Genomic DNA, 20,112 nt, shown 5'->3' with positions numbered 1-20,112 from the left:
CGTACGATCGGGAAGTGACTGGTCGTAGGCGGGCGTCGAGCTCCGGAGTGCTCGCGCTGTGTCTGCTGCTCGGCTCCCTCGTGGGCTGCGGCGGACAACCGGCGGCGGACAGCGCCAAGGCGGAGGTGCAGCGCCTCCTGGACGCCCAGGCGACGGCCGTCCTGCACCACGACGAGACGGCGTACGCGCGGACCGGCTCGCGCACGGCGTACGAGAACCTGAGCGCCGTACCGCTGGCGGCCTGGTCCTACCGGCTCACCTCGCTGCACCGCACCGGCGCCACCGCGACCGCCGCCGCCGAACTCGGTTACCGCGTCCGGGGCTACGACACCTCACCCGTCACCGTCGGCCGTACGCTCACCCTCCGGCTCACCGCGGACGGGCAGTGGTACGTCGACTCCGACAAGCCCGCGAAGAAGTCCGGCCAGCAGCTCTGGGACCAGGGGAAGGTGAGCGTCCTCAAGGGCGCGCACAGCGTCGTGATGGGGGTCGGGCAGGACGCCGACAGCCTGCGTGACTACCGCTCCCTCGCCGACCACGCCGTACCGGCCGTGTCGGACGCCTGGGGCACGGACTGGACCCGGCACGTCGTCGTGCTCGTCCCCGGCTCCCTGGACGGCATGGCGGGGCTCCTGGGCTCACCGGCGGCCTCCTACCGGGGCATCGCCGCGGTGACCACGGGGGAGGCGGGCGGTTCGGGCCACGCACCGGCGGACCGGATCATCGTCAACCCGGACGCGTACGCCCTCCTCGGCCCGGTCGGCAAGCAGGTCGTGCTGACCCACGAGACGACCCATGTCGCCACCCGGGCCAACACCACGCCCGCCACCCCCCTCTGGCTCTCGGAGGGCTACGCCGACTGGATCGGCTACCGGGGCACGGGCCGCACCGCGACCCAGGCCGCCCCCGAGCTGTCCCATGCCGTCCAGGACGGCATCCTCCCGACCGCCCTCCCCACCGACAAGGACTTCGGCTTCAGCGGCGAGGCCACCGACTTGGCACAGGCCTACGAGGGTGGCTGGCTGGCCTGCCGAATGATCGAGGACCGCTGGGGCACGGCCCAACTAGGCAGGTTCTACCGGGCCGTTGGCACCCACAAGCAGCGAGCAGGCGCGGTGGAGGACGCGATGAAGAACGTCCTCGGCATCTCACTGGACGACTTCACCGCACAGTGGCGCGACTACCTGAAGACTCAACTCGCCTGATCCAGTTGGCCGATGGCCTCCGCGAGCCACTCCCGCTCGGCCGCGCCCGTCGCCCGCGCGACCCTCAACATGCCCTGCCGGAACAGGTCTTCGGTCTCTTCCGCCCGTACGGGCTCGCCGTCCCGGTAGAAGAAGCTGGCCGGGGTCTCCAGGAAGTCCAGCCGACGGCGCAGCACGGCGGCCTGTTCGTGAGGGTCGGGCAGGTGCCGCAGGAAGGCCAGGATCGTGTTGAAGCGGACGTGGTCCGTGATCTCGGCCTGCCTGGGGTGCCGGAGCCGTTCCAGCAGGTCCTCGCGGCCCCTGTCGGTGAGGGACAGGACCCGGCGCGGGGCCGCGCTCGCGCCCTCCTCCGTGCGCTGGTCTAGCTTGCCGGCGGTGACCAGGCGGGTGATCGCCGGGTAGAGCGCGCCGTCGCTGACCGGGCGGACGTGGCCGCTGAGCGCCTTGATGCGTTCCTTCAACTCGTAGCCGTGCAGCGGTTGTTCGGCCAGGAAGCCGAGGATCGACAGCTCCAGCATGTTTCTCCTTGCGCACTCGATGCGACTGATGCTACCTCTTATCGAGCTACCTCGAATAGAGGTAGCCAGTAGCTCGTGTCGAGGGGGTCCGGTGGTCGTGAACACCCACCGCAAGCAGCTCGTATCGCTCGCCCATCCCGTCTACTTCTCGCTCCTCGCCTCCGTCGCCGCCGGGATCATCAACACCGTCTGGGTCTCCCGGCTCGGCGGCCCGGCCGTCGCCGCCGTGGCCGTCGCGACCAACGTCGAGAACGTCCTGCTGGGCGTCGCCCTGGTCTTCGCCTCCGGTACGACCGTGCTGGTCGCCCATGCGAGAGGAGCCCGTGACCCGGCCGCCGTACGGTCCGCCGTGCGTGGTGGCTGGGCCCTGTGCGCCCTGGTCACACCGGTGGTCGTCACGGCCGGCTTCCTGCTCCGCGAACCCCTGGCCCGCCTCGTCCTCGGCGGCACGGGCCCCGAACTCCCGCTCGCGGTCGCCTACTTCGCGATCTCGCTCCCGGGCATCGCCGTCTTCTACGTCCAGCAGCTCGTCGACGGCATCCTCAAGGGCGCGGGCGACACGAGAACCCCGATGCGGCTGGCCCTGCTGGCCAACGGCCTGATCCTCGGCTGCGACCCGTTCCTCATCCACCTCTACGGCGTCCGGGGCGCGGCCGCCTCGACCGTGCTGTGCAGGGCGGTGGCGCTGGGGGTGGGGCTGCGCGCCTTGCGCCGCAACGCCCTGCTGCGGACGACCAGGGCCGCCCCCGCCGAGCCCGTGGCTGCCGCCCTGCGCCGGACGCTCACCACCGGCCTGCCCATGTCCGCGGACTTCACCGTCCGGCAGACCGGCACGCTGGCCCTGGTCGCGATCGTGGCACGGCTCGGGGTGACGGCGGTGGCCGCGTACGCCATCGCCTACAAGGTCCTGTACGTGGCGACGATGGCCTTCTACTCCGTGCGGCAGGCCGCCGCCATTCACACCGCGCGACTGCGCGGGGCGGGCCGGGACGAGCGCCGGGCGATCGGCCGCGAGGCACTGCTCGTGTCCGGCGCGCTGGGCGTGACGGCGACCCTGCTGCTCTGCGCCACCGCCCCCTGGATCATGTCCGCCTTCGGCGCCGGCCCCCAAGTCGCCCACCAGGGCGCCCTGTTCCTGCGCTGCATCGGCCCCTACCTGCTGCTGATGGCCGGCTTCATCGCGCTGGGCGGGGTTTTCGAGGGGAGCGGGGGAGCGGGGGTGCTCCTACGGGTGACGGTGCTCGGCACGGTGGTCCAACTGCTGTTGGCGTATGGGTTGTTGGGGCTCGGGTTGGTCGGGGTGTGTCTGGCGTTGGCGGGCGCGATGGGGGTGCAGTGTGCGGTGGTGGCCGTGTTGTTCTGGCGGCGGGCTCGGTCCCGGGAGGGTGTTGAGGTTGCCTTTGGGCGGGTTGCTTGAGTGGGGAGGGGTGGGGCGTCTGGCCAGGTGATCGAGGTTCGCCGGAGTTCGCCGTGGTCCGACTTTGGCGCTGGCGCTCGCGATGCGGGTGCAGTGCGCCGTCGTCGCCCTCCTGTTTCCGCGGCGCGCCCGGCCTCAGGATGACGCCGAAGTCGCCTTCGAGCGCGTCGCCTGACTCGGTAGTGGCGGTACGTCCGCCCAGGTGACCGATGCCCGCCACAGTTCGCGTGCCGCCGTGATGGCCGCGGCGATCAGCAGGCCGTTGCGGAGGAGCAGGAGGGTGATGCCCGTGCCGTCGCTGGCGACCACGTGGGCGAACCAGATGGGGAACTCCAGAACCGTGACGAAGGCGGCCGCCAGGACCAGTGTGACCGGGAGTTTCATACGGCTGGCCCGGAAGCAGGAGCAGACGGCGGCGAGGCCGATCAGCCAGACGACGTACTGGGGGCTGATCACCCGGCTGGTGACCGTGAACATCAGGACCGCCACGAAGGCCGCGTCCGCGAGAGTGTGGGGGAGGAAGCGGGCCGCCATCAGGCGCCAGAGCATCAGCCAGCCGAAGGCGATCGCGGTGAGGCCGAGGGCTGCCGTGCTGACCCAGTTGACGTAGGGGCCGACGAACTCCACCGAGCCGTAGTTCAGGAGCACTTGGCCCTGCCAGCCGAAGTGCCGGGCCACGTGGAAGACCAGCGAGCCCAGCGACTCCACCTCCGTGCCCCGCTCGCGCTGGAAGGTCAGGAACGCGAACGCGCCCGGCATCGACACCGCGAAGAGGGAGGCGACCACCACCACGGTCACCGCCGCCGCGCCCCACGCCCGGCGCTTGACCGCGCCCAGCAGAAGCAGTGCGGGCCATACCTTCAGCAGCGCCCCGAAGCCGACGAGGGCGCCCATCACCCGGGGATGGCGGGCGCCCGCGAGCAGCGCGGCCACGGCGACCGCGGTCACCATCACGTCGTAGCGCGCGTACACGGTCGGGCCGAGGAGCGGTACGCCCGCCACCCACACCCAGGCACCGCGCAGGGTGCGGCCGGGGCGCAGGCCCGTGTACAGGAGCAGGGCCAGGACGGTCAGGTCGGCGAGGAAGGCGAGGACGAAGAACGCCGAGGCGTAGTCCAGGAAGCCCAGGAGCGCGGGGGCGAGGATCGGGAGGGCCGCGGCGGGCGGGTACTGCCAGGTGACGTCGTCCAGCGGGAAACCGCCGTGGCGCAGCGTCTCGAACCACCCCTGGTAGATCACCGACACGTCGCTGGTGACGTCCGGCCCCGGGAACACGAGCACCTTGAAGACGAACAGCAGCAGGACGACCCGAGTCAGGCCCCAGGTCCCCAGCAGCGCCGCCAGCCGCCGTCTCGCGCCCGCAATCTCCACGTCAGCCCCTGTTCCGTGCCGGATGCCGCATATGAGGGCCACATGATCTCCCGAAGGACTGTGCGAGAGCCATGAAGCACGGCCGTGCCGACCTGTGAGTCCACCCCGGGTAAGGTCTGCCGCGTGCGCAAGACCCTGATCGTGACCAATGACTTTCCGCCCCGGCCCGGTGGCATCCAGGCTTTTCTGCACAACATGGCGCTGCGGCTGGAGCCCGAGCGGCTCGTCGTCTACGCCTCGACCTGGAAGCGCGGCCGGGAGGGTGTCGAGGCGACCGCCGCCTTCGACGCCGAGCAGCCCTTCACCGTCGTACGGGACGCCACGACCATGCTGCTGCCGACGCCCGCGGCGACCCGTACGGCCGTCGGACTGCTGCGGGAACACGGGTGTACGGCGGTGTGGTTCGGGGCGGCGGCGCCGCTCGGGCTGATGGCGCCCGCGCTGCGGAAGGCGGGTGCCGAGCGGCTGGTGGCCACGACCCATGGGCACGAGGCCGGGTGGGCGCAGTTGCCCGCCTCGCGTCAACTCCTGGGCAGGATCGGGGAGTCCACGGACACGATCACCTACCTCGGGGAGTACACGCGGTCGCGGATCGCCGCCGCACTCAGTCCGGAGGCCGCCGCTCGGATGGTCCAACTGCCGCCAGGCGTCGACGAGAAGGTCTTCCACCCCGGGTCCGGCGGCGACGAGGTCCGGGCGCGGCTCGGGCTGAGTGACCGGCCCGTGGTGGTGTGCGTCTCGCGGCTCGTGCCGCGCAAGGGGCAGGACACGTTGATCCTCGCCATGCCGCGCATCCTTGCCCGGCAGCCCGACGCCGTCCTGCTGATCGTGGGCGGCGGACCGTACGAGAAGGACCTGCGCCGGCTCGTGCGGGAGACCGGCGTGAGCGACTCGGTGCGTTTCACGGGCTCCGTGCCCTGGGCCGAACTGCCCGCGCACTACGGCGCCGGTGACGTCTTCGCGATGCCCTGCCGGACCCGGCGCGGCGGGCTCGACGTGGAGGGGCTCGGCATCGTCTACCTGGAGGCGTCCGCCACCGGGCTGCCCGTCGTGGCCGGTGACTCCGGCGGCGCGCCCGACGCGGTGCTCGACGGCGAGACCGGCTGGGTCGTGCGGGGCGGCTCCCCTGAGGAGGCCGCCGATCGGATCGTCGCGCTGCTCGACGACCCGGAGCTGCGGCGGAACATGGGCGAGCGGGGGCGCCGCTGGGTCGAGGAGCGGTGGCGCTGGGACCTCCTCGCCGAGCGGCTGAAGGCGCTGCTGTAAGGCGCTGCTGTAAGGGGCTGCGGCAAGGGGCTCCGCCAGAGCTCCGACAAAGGACCGAACCAAAGTGACCGGTACTCGGCAGTACCTCTAGGCGGAACCGAATAATCCGCACATGCTGCGCACATGACAGTAAAACTGACGCAGCATCAGCTGACGAGACGTCAAATCCTGGGCATGGTCGCCCTCCAGACCGCCGCCGCGGCCGGTCTCACCCGTATCGGTCTCCAGTCCGCGCAGGCCGCCGAACCCGCGGCCGTCGAATCCGCCCCCGCGATCGTCGTCGGTTCAGGCTACGGCGGGGCGGTCGCCGCCCTCCGGCTCGGCCAGGCCGGCATCACCACCCTCGTCCTGGAGATGGGCAGGCTCTGGAACACCCCCGGCTCCGACGGCAAGATCTTCTGCTCGACCGCCGCCCCGGACCAGAGATCCATGTGGTTCAAGACCCGCACCGAGGCCCCCCTCGCCACCTTCCTGTGGCTGGACGTCGTCAACAAGGACATCGGTCTCTACCCCGGCGTCCTGGACCGCGTGCACTACGACAACATGTCCGTCTACGTCGGCCGGGGCGTGGGAGGGGGATCGCTGGTCAACGGGGGCATGGCGGTCACCCCGCTCCAGTCGTACTTCACCGAGCAGTTCCCGAGCGTGGACGCCACCCAGATGTACGGCACGTACTTCCCGCGCGCCCGCACCATGCTCGGCGTCAACACCATCGACCCCACCTGGTTCGAGTCGACCGAGTGGTACCAGTTCACCCGTACGTCGAGGAAGGCCGCCGCCAACACCGGCCTCAAGACCACCTTCGTGCCCAACGTCTACGACTTCGGCTACATGCAGAAGGAAGCGGCCGGCACCGCCACCAAGTCCGCGCTCGCGCAGGAGGTCATCTACGGCAACAACTACGGCAAGAAGAGCCTCGACAAGACCTATCTCGCCGCCGCGCTCGGCACCGGCAAGGTCACCATCCACACCCTGGAGAAGGTCAAGGCCGTCACGCGGGCGAGCGACGGGTCGTACGTCCTGAGTGTCGACCGGATCGACAACACCGGCGCGGTCGTCGAGACCAAGCAGTACAGCTGCACCTATCTGTTCCTCGGCGGCGGCAGCCTCGGCACCACCGAACTCCTCGTCCGCGCCCGGGACACGGGCACCCTGCCCGCGCTCAACTCCTCGGTCGGGGCGGGCTGGGGGCCCAACGGCAACACCATGCTGGGCCGCGCCAACCACATCTGGGACACCACCGGCGCCAACCAGGCGACCATGCCGGTCATGGGCATCGACGACTGGGCCAACACCGACAACCCGGTCTTCGCGGAGATCGCCCCGCTGCCCATCGGGTTCGAGACCTGGGTGAGCCTCTATCTGGCGATCACCAAGAACCCCCAACGGGCGTCCTTCACCTACGACTCGGCGAGCGGCACGGTGAAACTGGGCTGGACCGCGGCCCAGAGCGCGGTCTCGGTCGCCATGGCCAAGAAGCTGTTCGACCGGATCAACTCGGCGAACGTGACGGTCTACCGGTCCGACCTGTTCGGGTCGAGCGGCAAGGTGTTCGCGGACGACTTCTGCTACCACCCGCTCGGCGGCTGCGTGTTGGGCAACGCGACCGACAACTACGGCCGGGTGAAGGGGTATTCGAAGCTGTACATCACGGACGGTTCGCTGGTGCCCGGCAACATCGGCGTGAACCCGTTCGTCACCATCACCGCGCTCGCCGAGCGCACGCTGGAACGGGTCCTCGCCGAGGACTTCTGAGCACCGGGCAGAACCCCAACTACCCGTCTACTTCTGGTAGATGGCCTCGATCTCGTCCGCGTAGTCCTTGGCCACCACATTGCGCTTGAGCTTCAGCGACGGCGTCAGATGGCCCGACTCCTCCGTGAACTGGGAGGACAGAATGCGGAACTTCCGCACCGATTCCGCTTTCGACACCGCGGCGTTGCCGTCGTCGACCGCGTCCTGGATCGCCTGCACCAGGTCCGGATCCGCGCGCAGCGACGCCGCGGTGGAACCCGCCGGCTTGCCGTGCTCGTCCGCCCAGCGGCCCAGGAACTCGTCGTCGATGGTGACCAGCGCGCCCACGAAGGGCCGCCCGTCGCCGACGACCATGCACTCCGCGACCAGCGCGTGCGCGCGGATGCGGTCCTCGATCACGGCCGGGGCGACGTTCTTGCCGCCCGCGGTGACGATGATCTCCTTCTTGCGGCCGGTGATCCTGAGGTAGCCGTCCTCGTCGAGGGTGCCGATGTCCCCGGTGTGGAACCAGCCGTCGGCCAGCGCCTCGGCCGTGGCGGCCTCGTTGTTCCAGTAGCCCTTGAACAGGTGCTCGCCGTGCAGCAGCACCTCGCCGTCGTCCGCGATGCGCACCACCGAACCGGGCAGCGGCTGGCCGACCGTACCGATCTTCGTCCGGTCCCAGGGGTTGAACGCGGTGGCCGCGCAGGACTCGGTCAGGCCGTAGCCCTCGAGGACCGTGAAGCCGATACCGCGGAAGAAGTGACCCAGGCGCTCGCCCAGCGGGGCGCCGCCGGAGATCGCGTACTCGCCCCGGCCGCCGAGCACCGCGCGCAGCTTGCTGTAGACGAGCTTGTCGAACGTCTTGTACTTGATCTTCAGACCGAGCGAGGGACCCGACGGGGTGTCCAGCGCGCGACTGTAGATGATCGCGGTGTCCGCGGCCTTGTCGAAGATCTTGCCCTTGCCGTCCGCCTGCGCCTTGGCGCGCGCCGAGTTGTAGACCTTCTCGAAGACGCGCGGCACGCCGAGGATCAACGTCGGCCGGAACGAGGCCAGTTCGTCGGTGAGGTTCTTGATGTCCGGGACCAGGCCCAGCTTGATCGGCGCCATCATCGGGGCGATCTGCACCAACCGCCCGAAGACGTGCGCCAGCGGCAGGAACAGCAGCACCGAGCACTCGCCGGTGCGGAACAGCGGGCGCAGCCGCTCCACGATGTTGCCGCACTCCGCGAAGAAGCTGCGGTGAGTGAGCACACAGCCCTTGGGGCGGCCCGTCGTACCGGAGGTGTAGACGATGGTCGCCGGGTCGTCGGCCTTCGCCAGTGAGCTGCGCTCCTCGACCGTGGCGTCGGTGACGTCCTTGCCCGCGCGGCCCAGCTCGTCGATCGCGCCGGCGTCGATCTGCCAGACGTGCTTGAGCGCGGGCAGGTGCTCCCGCACCGACTCGACGGCGGCGGCGTGCCCGTCCTGCTCCACGACCACGGCGGTGGCGCCCGAGTCGCTCAGGATCCACTGCACCTGCTCCGGGGAGCTGGTCTCGTACACCGGCACGGTGATCGCGCCCGCACACCAGATCGCGAAGTCGAGCAGCGTCCACTCGTACCGCGTGCGGGACATCAGGCCGACCCGGTCGCCGGGCTGGACGCCGGAGGCGATGAGCCCCTTGGCGGCGGCGTGCACCTCGGCGAGGAAGACCGTGGCGGTCACGTCCTGCCAGCCGCCGTTCGCCTTGCGGGCGATGACGGCGACATCTGGGTGCTGCGCGGCGTTTCTACGGACGATGTCGGTCAGATTGCCGTCCGCAGGGACCTCGTACAAAGCCGGAAGGCTGAACTCGCGCAAGACTGCTGCTCCTCATAGGGCGCCGGCGCCACGACGTTGTGTGATGCGACGGTCCGGTCCAAGGCTCGGGCAGGTGCGTCAGGAATCGGTGGTTGAAATCCTGAGCACGACTGGACTGCCCGGACGTTACCCGCCGGTATGGCCTCTACGACAGGGGGTCCCGGCGAGATGTTCGCTGCGTCACACAGATTGGTGTTTCCTCGCGCACAGTAGTCCACCCCTTTCTTCACTGGCCAGTAACCACAGGCTCGGCCGCCACTGTTCACGTTTGCCGCACACGCCTACCCTTGATCGCCATGGCACCCACACCATCCGGAAACTCCGGGACACGCGTACATGTGGTCAGCGATGTGCACGGCAACGCCCGTGACCTGGCCAGATCCGGTGAGGGTGCCGACGCCCTGATCTGCCTGGGCGACCTGGTCCTCTTCCTCGACTACGCCGACCACACGCGCGGCATCTTCCCCGAGCTGTTCGGCGAGGAGAACGCCGACCGCCTGGTCGAGCTGCGCACCGCCCGCCGCTTCGAGGAGGCCCGCGTACTCGGCGCCCGCCTCTGGGAGGCGGTCGGCGGGGACCGCGCGGCCCTGATCGAGAAGGCGGTGCGCAAGCAGTACGCGGAGATGTTCGCCGCGTTCCCCACCCCGACGTACGCCACCTACGGCAATGTCGACATGCCGAACCTGTGGCCCGAGTACGCCGGACCCGGCACGACCGTGCTCGACGGCGAGCGGATCGAGATCGGCGGCTGGACCTTCGGCTTCGTCGGCGGCGGCCTGCGCACCCCCATGCGCACGCCGTACGAGATCGACGACGAGGAGTACGCCGCCAAGATCGAGGCCGTCGGCGAGGTCGACGTCCTGTGCACCCACATCCCGCCCGAGGTCCCCGAGCTGGTCTACGACACCGTCGCGCGCCGCTTCGAGCGCGGCAGCCGGGCCCTCCTGGACGCCATCCGCCGCACCCGGCCCCGCTATTCACTCTTCGGACACGTCCACCAGCCGCTCGTACGGCGGATGCGGATCGGGGCGACCGAGTGCGTGAACGTGGGGCACTTCGCGGGGAGCGGGAAGCCCTGGGCGCTGGAATGGTGACCGCCCCCGATGTCCGCAGGTAGGGGGTGAAGTGGGGCGGTCGGCCGCGCGGTAGCCTTCACGCTGCACGCACACGCGCACCACGACGCCCTGCCGGTCCGCATCTGGAGGAGCCACAGCGATGGCGGAACACACCAGTTCGAGCATCACGATCGAGGCGGCACCGGCCGACGTCATGGAGGTGATCGCCGACTTCGCCCGCTACCCGGACTGGACCGGCGAGGTGAAGGAGGCGGACGTCCTCAAGACCGACGAGCGGGGCCGCGCCGAACAGGTCCGGCTCGTCATGGACGCCGGCGCGATCAAGGACGACCAGGTCCTCGCCTACACCTGGACCGGCGACAACGAGGTGTCCTGGACCCTCGTCAAGTCCCAGATGCTGCGCTCCCTGGACGGCTCCTACCTCCTCAAGCCCACGGCCGCGGGCACCACCGAGGTCACCTACCTCCTGACGGTGGACGTCAAGATCCCCATGCTGGGCATGATCAAGCGCAAGGCCGAGAAGGTCATCATCGACCGGGCGCTGGCTGGACTGAAGAAGCGCGTGGAGTCGGGCGAGCAGGCGGCGGAGTCGGGCGAGAAGTAGCCCGGCCCGTCCGCACCGCGCGTCCGGGTAGCGTTGACACCTATGCGCACTCTCCTGATCACGGGCCCCGGCGGCAGCGGTCGTAGCACGGTCGCCGCCGCCACCGCCCTGGCCGCCGCGCGGGAAGGGACCCGGACCCTCGTCCTCGGTGCCGACCGCGCGGACACCCTCGGCGCCGCCCTGGGCGTGGTGACGGGAGCGGTGCCCGTGGAGGCCGCCGAGCACCTCACCGCATGGCGGCCCGACGCCACCGAGTCCTTCCGCGCCGACCTCACCGCCTTCCAGGAACGCGCCGCCTCCGCCCTCGAACTCCTCGGCGCCGCCCGCCTCGACGCCGAAGAACTCACCCCGCTCCCCGGCGCCGAGGAACTCGCCCTCCTGCGCGCCCTGCGCGACGCGGCCCTCTCGGACGCCTACGACCTGCTCGTCGTAGACCTCCCGCCCACCCCGCACGCGCTCGCCCTCCTCGCCCTGCCCGAGGAGCTCCGCCGCTATCTGCGCCGCCTCCTGCCCGCAGAACGACAGGCCGCCCGCGCCCTGCGCCCGGTCCTCGGCCGCCTCGCCGGCGTCCCGATGCCCTCCGAGTGGCTCTACGACACGGCAGGCCGCTGGGACGTCGAACTGGCCGCCGTGGAAGCCGTCCTCGCCGACCGGAACACCGCCGTACGCCTGGTCGCCGAGCCCGGACCGGCCGGCGCCGACGCCGTCCGCGCGGCCGGCCTCGCCCTCGCGCTGCGCGGACTGCGCCCCGACCTGCTGGTGGCCAACCGGGTGCTGCCCGAGTCCGTCGCGGACACCTGGTTCGCCGGCCTCGGCGCCCAGCAGGGCAAGTCCCTGGACGAGTGGCAGGGCACGTACGACGTCCGGCCCGTCCGCCACCTCGGCCACGACCCGCGCGGCACCGACGACCTCGCCGCGCTCGCCGTGCCCGGAGCCGGCGCGACCGGCTCCACGGTCGAGTGGCCCGTCACGGACCAGCTCGCCGAGGACGGCGTTCTGGTCTGGCACATCCCGCTGCCCGGCGCGATACGCGACGAGCTGGACCTCGTCCGCCGCGGCGACGAACTCGTCGTCGCCGTCGGACAGTTCCGCCGGATCGTGCCGCTCCCGTCGGCCCTGCGCCGCTGCACCGTGGCCGGCGCCGCCCTGCGCGAGGGCGAACTGCGCATCCGCTTCGCCCCCGACCCCGGCCTGTGGCCGCAGGCAAGGTGACCGGTATTCGTGGGCACGGAGACGGTGAAGCACCTACGCCCGTTCGGGTAACGTCGTAGAGACGAACCGTAGTCAGGAGTCCGTCATGAGCGAAGAGCTCCCCCCGTCCGACGCCGGCCAGGAAGAGGCGCTCGACGAGGTACGGGCGACCGACGCCGACGCCTGGGCGACGGCGGCCGCTGAAGACCTCGCGGCGGAGAAGGCCCGCCGCCGCACCCAGTACGGCCCGCCCCCGGGCTCGGCCGCCGAGGAACTGCGCAAGCTCGTCGACACCGTCGCGGACAAGCTGTCCGGCCTCCAGTCCCCGCTGCTCGGCCAGGTCGCCGGACCGGCCGCCCAGCAGGTGGTCAAGCAGGTCGTCCAGCAGGCCAAGGCCGCCGTCGAGCCCGTCATAGAACGCAACCCGGACGTCTTCGACCACCTCGCGGCCGCGGGCAACGAACTCCTCGCCGCATACCGCTCCGCCGTCCAGGCCCAGGAGCAGCGCTGGACGGCCCGCGACAGCGAGCTGAAGAAGCTCCGCGACCCCGGCGACGACTCCGGCCCGGGTGAGCGCATCGACCTGGACTAGAGGCCCCTCGGGTACGGTGGGCCGTAGCGGGGCTCGACCGAAACTGAGGGATTCATGGGACTCACCATCGGCGTCGATATCGGCGGCACGAAGATCGCGGCCGGCGTGGTCGACGAGGAAGGCAACATCCTCTCGACCCACCAGGTGCCGACCCCGGGCACACCCGAGGGCATCGTGGACGCCATCGCCGCCGCCGTCGACGGAGCGCGCGCCGGGCACGAGATCGTCGGCGTGGGCATCGGTGCGGCCGGGTACGTCAACCGCCAGCGGTCCACGGTCTACTTCGCGCCGAACATCGACTGGCGCCAGGAGCCGCTGAAGGAGAAGGTCGAGGCCCGCGTGGGCCTCCCCGTCGTCGTGGAGAACGACGCGAACGCCGCGGCCTGGGGCGAGTACAAGTTCGGCGCGGGCAAGGGCCACCGCAACGTCATCTGCATCACGCTCGGCACCGGCCTCGGCGGCGGCATCATCATCGGAAACAAGCTGCGCCGCGGCCACTTCGGGGTGGCCGCCGAGTTCGGCCACATCCGCATGGTCCCGGACGGCCTGCTGTGCGGCTGCGGCTCGCAGGGCTGCTGGGAGCAGTACGCGTCGGGCCGCGCGCTCGTGCGCTACGCCAAGCAGCGCGCCAACGCCACCCCCGAGGCCGCCGAGGTCCTGCTGTCCCTCGGCGACGGCAGCCCCGACGGCATCGAGGGCAAGCACATCTCCATGGCCGCCCGGCAGGGCGACCCGGTGGCCGTCGACTCCTACCGCGAGCTGGCCCGCTGGGCCGGCGCGGGCCTCGCCGACCTGGCCTCCCTCTTCGACCCCTCCGCGTTCATCGTCGGCGGCGGCCTCTCGGACGAGGGCGAGCTGGTCCTCGACCCCATCCGCAAGTCCTACAAGCGCTGGCTGGTCGGCGGCAACTGGCGCCCGGTCGCCGACGTGATCGCCGCACAGCTGGGCAACAAGGCGGGCATGGTGGGCGCGGCCGACCTGGCGCGGGAGCCCGACCCGATCATGTAGTGCCCTGAACCCGGGTCTCAGGTGATGAGCCCGCCGTGCCCCTCTCTCAGGCCGGCGGGCTTCGTCGTATCTTGATCCGCATGGCGACTTCGACCCCGCTGCTCCCCAACTCCCGCACCGAACCCGACGGTTCCGCCGTCGTCCGCGTCCTGAGCTACAACATCCGCTCGATGCGCGACGACACCGACGCCCTGGCCCGGGTGATCAGGGCCTGCGCCCCGGACCTCGTCCTGGTCCAGGAAGCCCCCCGCTTCTTCCGCTGGCGCAAGAAGCTCGCCCGGCTGGCCTCCGCGTCCGACCTCGTCGTGCTCAGCGGCGGCGGCACCTCGGCCGGCCCCGCCCTGCTGTGCTCGCTGCGGGCCACGGTCGAGCGCACCGAGGACGTGCTCCTGCCACTGACGCCCGGCGAGCACCGGCGCGGCTTCGCGACCGCCGTCGTACGGTTCGGGGGCGTCCGGCTCGGTGTGCTGAGCTGCCATCTCAGCCTGCGCCAGGACGAGCGGTACGAGCAGGGCGGCATGCTCCTCGACCGGCTGGCCGGCATGGGCGTGGAGCACACGATCGCGGGCGGCGACCTCAACGACCGCCCCGACGGCCGGACCTTCGGGCGGCTGGCCGAGGATCTCCAGGACTGCTGGGCCACCGCACCCTGGGGCGGCGAGTACACCTGGACCCCCGGCGACCCCTTCCAGCGCATCGACGCGATCTTCGCCTCGAAGGGCATCGAGGTGCTCGGCTGCGGGGTGCCGCTCGGGCTGCCGGGGATCACGGAGACAGACGTGAGGGCGGCCACGGACCACTTCCCGGTCCTCGCCGCCCTCAGAATCCCAGCGAACTAGAAGCGCCTAGACGACGGCTCCGCGCCCGGGGTCGTCGCCCTCGTCCTCGTCGGTCCGCATGCGCATCACCAGCGTGCCGAAGCCGCCCAGGAAGCCGCCGACGCCGATGGTCGTCAGCCACCAGGTCATGTCCCAGCCGAGCAGCACCGCAAGCAGCAGGAGGATCGGGCCGCCGATCACCCCGAGCCAGGCGAACTTGGCCGTGGTGTCCGCGGCCGGCAACGGGGGCGGCTCCGGCGGCACGAAGTGGCCCTCGTCGTCCTCGTCGAAATCGTCCTCGGAGGAGTCCGGCGCGGTGTAGTCACGCGGGCCGCCGACACCGGGCGCGAAGGAGACCGAGCTGCCCAGCGGCTTGGCGGGCGGCTCCTCCTCCGTGCCTTTGTCCTTGGGCCTGTCCTTGTCCTGCTCCTCGGCCTTGGGCTGCTCGTCGTTCTTCTCGGGATCGAGCAGCGCCAGGTCCTCGATCGACTTGAACGGCTTGGCGCCCGGCGGATCCTTGGGCTCCTCGCCGTACCCGGCGACGATCGCGGCCCACGCGGCCTCCTCGTCGAACGGGACGCCCTGCTCGTCCGGTTCGAGGCCCTCGCGGTCGGAGTCGTGCTCAGCCACCTGTGGCCGTCCCTTCCTGCTCGCTCACCCGGCCCGTGTCGGACGCCTGCTTGCCGACACTGGGTGCGAGCCGGCCGATGAACCCGAAGCTCTCCTCGAAAATCCGGTCCGCGTCGTGGTCCAACGTCGCGACGTGGTAGCTCTGTTCCAGCAGGATCTCCGTCACGTCGACCGAGGAAACCCGGCTGAGGACACGGGCCGAGTCGGCCGGCGGAACCACATGGTCCTGGGGACTGCGCAGCAGCAGGAGCGGCTGGGTGACCTGCGGAAGCTCACGGTCGACCAGCCGGAAGAAATTGCGCAGGGAGTGCGCGGAGTGCAGCGGCACCTTGTCGTACCCGATCTCCTCGCTGCCCTCCTTCGCGATGTCGCTGGCGATACCGGGCGCCGTACGCACGAAGTGGCGGGCCACCGGAAGGGCGTACGCCGCGATGCCGTGCACCTTGATACCGGGGTTGACGACCACGACGCCGCTGATCTCGTCGCCGTGCTTCGCGGCCAGCCGCAGTGCCAGCGCGCCGCCCATGGACAGGCCCGCGACGAAGACCCGCGAGCAGCGCTCGCGCAGGGCGCGCAGTTCGCGGTCCACCTCCGCGTACCAGTCCTGCCAGTTGGTGAGCTGCATGTCCTCCCAGCGGGTGCCGTGCCCGGGCAGCAGCGGCAGGGACACGGTGAGGCCGCGCTCGGCCAGATACTGGGCCCAGGGGCGCAGCGACTGCGGGGAACCGGTGAAGCCGTGGCAGAGGAGAACTCCGACCTCCCCGCCCTCGTGGCGGTACGGCTCGGCTCCGGGGAGGACCGGCACCTTCGGTCTCCTGTTCATGAGAGGGGCGTGTTCATGAAGCGTGGTCGTGCGAGGGGTGTGGAACAAGTCCAGGTGCGGTTAACCGTACGCGACCGCACTGACACCGACCAGGGTCGTCGGGTCCTTTGACGGTGCTCCGGGTTAAGGTCTGATCGACGGACACGGGAGGCACTGGGTTGTTGTACGGCACGATGAAGGTCGCCATCGGGGGACCGCTCAAGGTCGCCTTCCGGCCCTGGGTGGAGGGCCTTGAGAACATTCCGGCCGAGGGCGCCGCGATCCTGGCGAGCAATCACCTCTCGTTCTCGGACTCGTTCTTCCTGCCCGCGGTCCTGGACCGCAAGGTCACCTTCATCGCGAAGGCCGAGTACTTCACGACGCCCGGGGTGAAGGGCAAGCTGACGGCCGCGTTCTTCAAGGGCGCCGGCCAGCTTCCCGTGGACCGCTCCGGTGCGCGCGGGGCGGGCGAGGCCGCGGTCAAGGCCGGGATCGACGTCCTGGAGCGCGGTGAGCTGTTCGGTATCTATCCGGAGGGCACGCGCTCCCCGGACGGCCGCCTCTACCGCGGCAAGCCCGGTGGCCTCGCACGCGTGGCGCTCGCCAGCGGTGCGCCGGTGATCCCGGTCGCGATGATCGACACGGAGAAGATCCAGCCGCCCGGCAAGGTCATGCCGAAGCTGATGCGCCCGGGCATCCGGATCGGCGAGCCGCTCGACTTCAGCCGGTACAACGGCATGGAGCACGACCGTTTCGTCCTCCGCGCGGTGACCGACGAGGTCATGTACGAAATCATGAAGCTCTCCGGCCAGGAGTACGTCGACATCTACGCGACGGCCGCCAAGCGGCGGATCGCGGACGCGGCGAAGGCGGAGAAGGAAGCGGACAAGGCGGCCAAGGCCGCGCTCGCGCAGGCAGAGAAGGAGCAGACCAGCCCCTAGGTGGGGCAGTCTGTGTCGGGGGTGGGGGAGTTGGCCAAGGGTGTGCGTGTCGTCAGGATGTCCGTCGAGCAGCCGCTCTGGCGGGCGCTGAGCGGCTACCGCGTACTGACCATGCTGTACGCGGTCGGGCTGTTCGCCACCGCCTACGACGAGTTCGACCGTCCGGGCATCGCCATCGCCTTCTACGTCGTCCTGTTCGTCTGGACGCTCGCCACCCTGCCCCGGGTGCAGAGCGCGGTCGCCTGCACCAAGCGCTTCCTCGCCGCCGACCTCGCGATCGCTCTGATCGGCATAGTCCTCACCCCGGTCGCGGCCGACGACCACCACATCCAGAGCGGCGGCCCCACCCTGCCGTCGATATGGACCGCAGGCTCGGTCCTCGCCTACGCCATCAAGGGCGGCTGGCGCTGGGCCGCGTTCGCCTCCACACCGGTCGCCCTCGCCAACCTGGTCGAGCGCGGCTCCCCGGCCCGCGACACCGTGCACAACGTGGTCCTCGTCTGGGTCGCCTCCATCGCCATCGGCTACGTCGTGGAGGTCGCCCGCGCCTCCGAGCGCACCCTCGCCCGCGCCCTGGAGATCGAGGCCGCCACCCGGGAGCGGGAGCGGCTCGCCCGGGACATCCACGACGGTGTCCTCCAGGTGCTGGCCATGGTGCAGCGGCGCGGTGCCGTGCTCGGCGGCGAGGCGGGCGAGCTGGGCCGGATGGCGGGCGAGCAGGAGGTCGCCCTGCGCACCCTGGTGTCCGGCGGTCTGGTGCCGCCGTCCCGGGTGTCGCTGGACGCGGCGGAGGGCGCGGTCGTGAGAGCCGTGGAAGAGGAACCCGATGACGACGACGGCCTGGTGGACCTGCGCACGCTGCTCGCCCCGTACGCCGCCGCGAAGGTGAGTTTCGCCGAGCCCGGCGCCCCGGTGCCGCTGCCCGTGCCCGCCGCGAAGGAGCTGGCCGCCGCCGTCGGTGCCGCCCTGGACAATGTGCGCAGACATGCCGGCGCGGACGCCCGTGCCTGGATCCTGGTCGAGGACGAGCCCGGGGAGGTCGTCGTGACCGTAAGGGACGACGGACCCGGCATCCCCGAGGGCCGGCTCGCGCAGGCCGAGGGGGAGGGGCGGCTCGGGGTCGCCCTGTCGATCCGGGGCCGGCTGCGGGACCTCGGCGGCAGCGCCGAGCTGGTCTCGATTCCCGGGCAGGGCACGGAAGTTGAGCTGAAAGTACCGAAGGCACGGGGGAGGGCGGGAACACGATGAGTGAGCAGCGGGACCCGATCAGGGTCATGGTGGTCGACGACCATCCGATGTGGCGCGACGCGGTCGCCCGCGACCTCGCCGAGTCCGGCTTCGACGTGGTGGCCACCGCCGGGGACGGCGAGCAGGCGGTGCGTCGTGCGCGGGCCGCCGCCCCCGACGTCCTCGTTCTCGACCTGAACCTGCCGGTGCTGCCCGGCGTCCAGGTCTGCAAGGAACTGGTCGGCGCCAACCCGGCGTTGCGGGTCCTGGTCCTCTCCGCGAGCGGTGAGCACGCCGACGTACTGGAGGCGGTGAAGTCGGGCGCGACCGGTTATCTGCTCAAGTCGGCCTCCACGGAAGAGCTGTTGGACGCGGTCCGCCGTACGGCGGTCGGCGACCCGGTGTTCACGCCCGGGCTCGCCGGACTGGTCCTCGGCGAGTACCGGCGCCTCGCCTCCGACCCGGCACCGGCCGTCGGCAGCGACGAGCCCAAGGCACCCCAACTCACCGACCGGGAGACCGAGGTGCTGCGCCTGGTCGCCAAGGGCCTGAGCTACAAGCAGATCGCCGAACGCCTGGTCATCTCGCACCGCACGGTCCAGAACCACGTCCAGAACACCCTGGGCAAGCTCCAGTTGCACAACCGGGTGGAGCTGGTCCGGTACGCGATAGAGCGGGGCCTCGACGACGCGTAGGCCCGGCTGCTAGATCAACTACCGGACAATTCAACGGAATTGATGTTGGAATTGACCTTCCCGCCCATCCCTCTGTGACCTGGATCACCATTAGCGTGGCTGTCACAGGGAACTGCGGCGAAGGGATATTTCCATGCGCGTAGGAGTACTGACCGGAGGCGGCGACTGCCCCGGACTCAACGCCGTCATCCGGGGCATCGTCCGCAAGGGCGTGCAGGAGTACGGCTACGACTTCGTCGGCTACCGGGACGGCTGGCGAGGTCCGCTCGAAGGCGCCACCGTCCGTCTCGACATCCCCGCGGTGCGCGGCATCCTGCCCCGCGGCGGCACCATCCTCGGCTCCTCGCGGACGAACCCCCTGAAACAGGAGGACGGCATCCGCCGTATCAAGGACAACCTCGCCGCGCAGGAGGTCGACGCGCTCATCGTGATCGGCGGCGAGGACACCCTCGGCGTGGCCGGGCGGCTCTCGGACGAGTACGGGGTGCCGTGCGTCGGCGTACCGAAGACCATCGACAACGACCTGTCCGCCACCGACTACACCTTCGGCTTCGACACCGCCGTGGGTATCGCCACCGAGGCCATCGACCGGCTGCACACCACCGCCGAGTCGCACATGCGGGTCCTGGTCTGCGAGGTCATGGGCCGGCACGCGGGCTGGATCGCCATCCACTCCGGGCTCGCGGGCGGCGCCAACGTCATCCTCATCCCCGAGCAGCGCTTCGACGTCGAGCAGGTCTGCGGCTGGATCACCTCCCGCTTCAAGGCGTCGTACGCCCCGATCGTGGTCGTGGCGGAAGGGGCCATGCCGAAGGACGGCGATGTCGTCCTCAAGGACGGGACCCTCGACTCCTTCGGGCACGTCCGGCTGTCCGGGGTCGGCGAGTGGCTGGCCAAGGAGATCGAGAAGCGCACCGGCAAGGAGGCCCGCACCACGGTCCTCGGCCACATCCAGCGCGGCGGTACGCCGAGCGCCTTCGACCGCTGGCTCGCCACCCGCTTCGGCCTGCACGCCATCGAGGCGGTCCGCGACGGGGACTTCGGCAAGATGGTCGCCCTGCGCGGCACGGACATCGTCCGGGTCCCGATCGCGGAGGCCACGGCGCGGTTGAAGACGGTCGACCCGAAGCTGTACGACGAGGTCGGGGTGTTCTTCGGCTGAGGTTCGTCCA

General features: G+C 70.7%; 19 protein-coding genes. 14 read left to right on the top strand and 5 right to left on the bottom strand.

The genetic code is table 11. The annotated features are described in order from the left end of the window. Positions 1-14 precede the first annotated feature (14 nt). Entirely contained in the window at positions 15-1,205 is a 1,191-nt protein-coding gene (locus AB0M63_RS44255) for a hypothetical protein (protein ID WP_355922304.1), read from the top strand. Here the strand turns inward: AB0M63_RS44255 and AB0M63_RS44250 are convergent. Beyond that, entirely contained in the window at positions 1,193-1,723 is a 531-nt protein-coding gene (locus tag AB0M63_RS44250; protein WP_366023359.1) for a PadR family transcriptional regulator, read from the bottom strand. The genes AB0M63_RS44255 and AB0M63_RS44250 overlap by 13 nt on opposite strands. Positions 1,724-1,820: 97 nt before the next feature. Between AB0M63_RS44250 and AB0M63_RS44245 the strand changes: the two genes are divergently transcribed. After that, complete coding sequence (locus AB0M63_RS44245; protein WP_366023364.1) at positions 1,821-3,140, top strand: MATE family efflux transporter; 1,320 nt, start codon at positions 1,821-1,823, stop codon at positions 3,138-3,140. A 135-nt stretch (positions 3,141-3,275) separates the two neighbouring features. Here AB0M63_RS44245 and AB0M63_RS44240 read toward each other — a convergent pair whose 3' ends face one another. Next, complete coding sequence (locus AB0M63_RS44240) at positions 3,276-4,511, bottom strand: glycosyltransferase 87 family protein (RefSeq protein WP_355922310.1); 1,236 nt, start codon at positions 4,509-4,511, stop codon at positions 3,276-3,278. A gap of 123 nt (positions 4,512-4,634) precedes the next feature. On the opposite strand from AB0M63_RS44240, the gene AB0M63_RS44235 reads away from it, so the two are divergent. Further along, positions 4,635-5,777, top strand: a complete 1,143-nt coding sequence (locus AB0M63_RS44235; protein ID WP_366023358.1) for a glycosyltransferase family 4 protein — start codon at positions 4,635-4,637, stop codon at positions 5,775-5,777. A gap of 174 nt (positions 5,778-5,951) precedes the next feature. Then, entirely contained in the window at positions 5,952-7,532 is a 1,581-nt protein-coding gene (locus AB0M63_RS44230) for a GMC oxidoreductase (RefSeq protein WP_366023363.1), read from the top strand. 27 nt (positions 7,533-7,559) lie between these two features. Here AB0M63_RS44230 and AB0M63_RS44225 read toward each other — a convergent pair whose 3' ends face one another. Continuing rightward, positions 7,560-9,356 carry an AMP-binding protein gene (locus tag AB0M63_RS44225; RefSeq protein ID WP_355922316.1) on the bottom strand — a complete coding sequence of 599 codons (1,797 nt, stop codon included), beginning with the start codon at positions 9,354-9,356 and terminating at the stop codon, positions 7,560-7,562. Between the two features lie 338 nt (positions 9,357-9,694). Here AB0M63_RS44225 and AB0M63_RS44220 point away from each other — a divergent pair, with 338 nt between their 5' ends. The 6 genes from AB0M63_RS44220 to AB0M63_RS44195 all read left to right on the top strand — a co-directional run bounded on the left by AB0M63_RS44220 (position 9,695) and on the right by AB0M63_RS44195 (position 14,666). Continuing rightward, positions 9,695-10,450, top strand: a complete 756-nt coding sequence (locus tag AB0M63_RS44220; protein ID WP_366023362.1) for a metallophosphoesterase — start codon at positions 9,695-9,697, stop codon at positions 10,448-10,450. A 121-nt stretch (positions 10,451-10,571) separates the two neighbouring features. After that, entirely contained in the window at positions 10,572-11,036 is a 465-nt protein-coding gene (locus tag AB0M63_RS44215) for an SRPBCC family protein (protein WP_355922319.1), read from the top strand. Between the two features lie 42 nt (positions 11,037-11,078). After that, positions 11,079-12,248 (top strand): ArsA family ATPase, encoded by a 1,170-nt coding sequence (locus tag AB0M63_RS44210; protein WP_366023357.1) that lies wholly within the window; start codon positions 11,079-11,081, stop codon positions 12,246-12,248. Positions 12,249-12,333: 85 nt separating this feature from the next. Next, positions 12,334-12,819, top strand: a complete 486-nt coding sequence (locus AB0M63_RS44205; protein ID WP_355922325.1) for a DUF5304 domain-containing protein — start codon at positions 12,334-12,336, stop codon at positions 12,817-12,819. Between the two features lie 54 nt (positions 12,820-12,873). Next, positions 12,874-13,827, top strand: coding sequence for an ROK family glucokinase (locus tag AB0M63_RS44200; protein WP_355922328.1), 954 nt, complete (start codon positions 12,874-12,876; stop codon positions 13,825-13,827). 80 nt (positions 13,828-13,907) lie between these two features. Beyond that, positions 13,908-14,666 (top strand): endonuclease/exonuclease/phosphatase family protein, encoded by a 759-nt coding sequence (locus AB0M63_RS44195; RefSeq protein WP_366023356.1) that lies wholly within the window; start codon positions 13,908-13,910, stop codon positions 14,664-14,666. A 6-nt stretch (positions 14,667-14,672) separates the two neighbouring features. On the opposite strand, the gene AB0M63_RS44190 is transcribed toward AB0M63_RS44195, so the two are convergent. Further along, on the bottom strand, positions 14,673-15,275 hold the full coding sequence (locus tag AB0M63_RS44190; protein ID WP_366023355.1) for a hypothetical protein: 603 nt from the start codon (positions 15,273-15,275) through the stop codon (positions 14,673-14,675). After that, positions 15,268-16,080 (bottom strand): alpha/beta fold hydrolase, encoded by an 813-nt coding sequence (locus AB0M63_RS44185; protein ID WP_355922433.1) that lies wholly within the window; start codon positions 16,078-16,080, stop codon positions 15,268-15,270. Before AB0M63_RS44185 ends, AB0M63_RS44190 begins: the two co-directional genes overlap by 8 nt. 191 nt (positions 16,081-16,271) lie before the next feature. On the opposite strand from AB0M63_RS44185, the gene AB0M63_RS44180 reads away from it, so the two are divergent. The 4 genes from AB0M63_RS44180 (at position 16,272) to AB0M63_RS44165 (ending at position 20,102) form a co-directional block, all read left to right on the top strand. Further along, on the top strand, positions 16,272-17,018 hold the full coding sequence (locus AB0M63_RS44180; protein WP_355922436.1) for a lysophospholipid acyltransferase family protein: 747 nt from the start codon (positions 16,272-16,274) through the stop codon (positions 17,016-17,018). A 30-nt stretch (positions 17,019-17,048) separates the two neighbouring features. After that, on the top strand, positions 17,049-18,266 hold the full coding sequence (locus AB0M63_RS44175; RefSeq protein ID WP_366023361.1) for a DUF5931 domain-containing protein: 1,218 nt from the start codon (positions 17,049-17,051) through the stop codon (positions 18,264-18,266). Then, a complete protein-coding gene (locus tag AB0M63_RS44170; protein WP_355922339.1) occupies positions 18,263-18,940 on the top strand; it encodes a response regulator transcription factor in 678 nt (225 codons plus the stop codon). The genes AB0M63_RS44175 and AB0M63_RS44170 overlap by 4 nt, the downstream gene beginning before the upstream one ends. Before the next feature lie 133 nt (positions 18,941-19,073). Next, positions 19,074-20,102, top strand: coding sequence for a 6-phosphofructokinase (locus tag AB0M63_RS44165; protein WP_356063714.1), 1,029 nt, complete (start codon positions 19,074-19,076; stop codon positions 20,100-20,102). Positions 20,103-20,112: the final 10 nt, after the last annotated feature.

The organism is Streptomyces sp. NPDC051576, from assembly GCF_040681835.1.
Taxonomy (GTDB): Bacteria; Actinomycetota; Actinomycetes; order Streptomycetales; family Streptomycetaceae; genus Streptomyces.
This window is presented reverse-complemented; position numbering and strand designations above follow the sequence as displayed.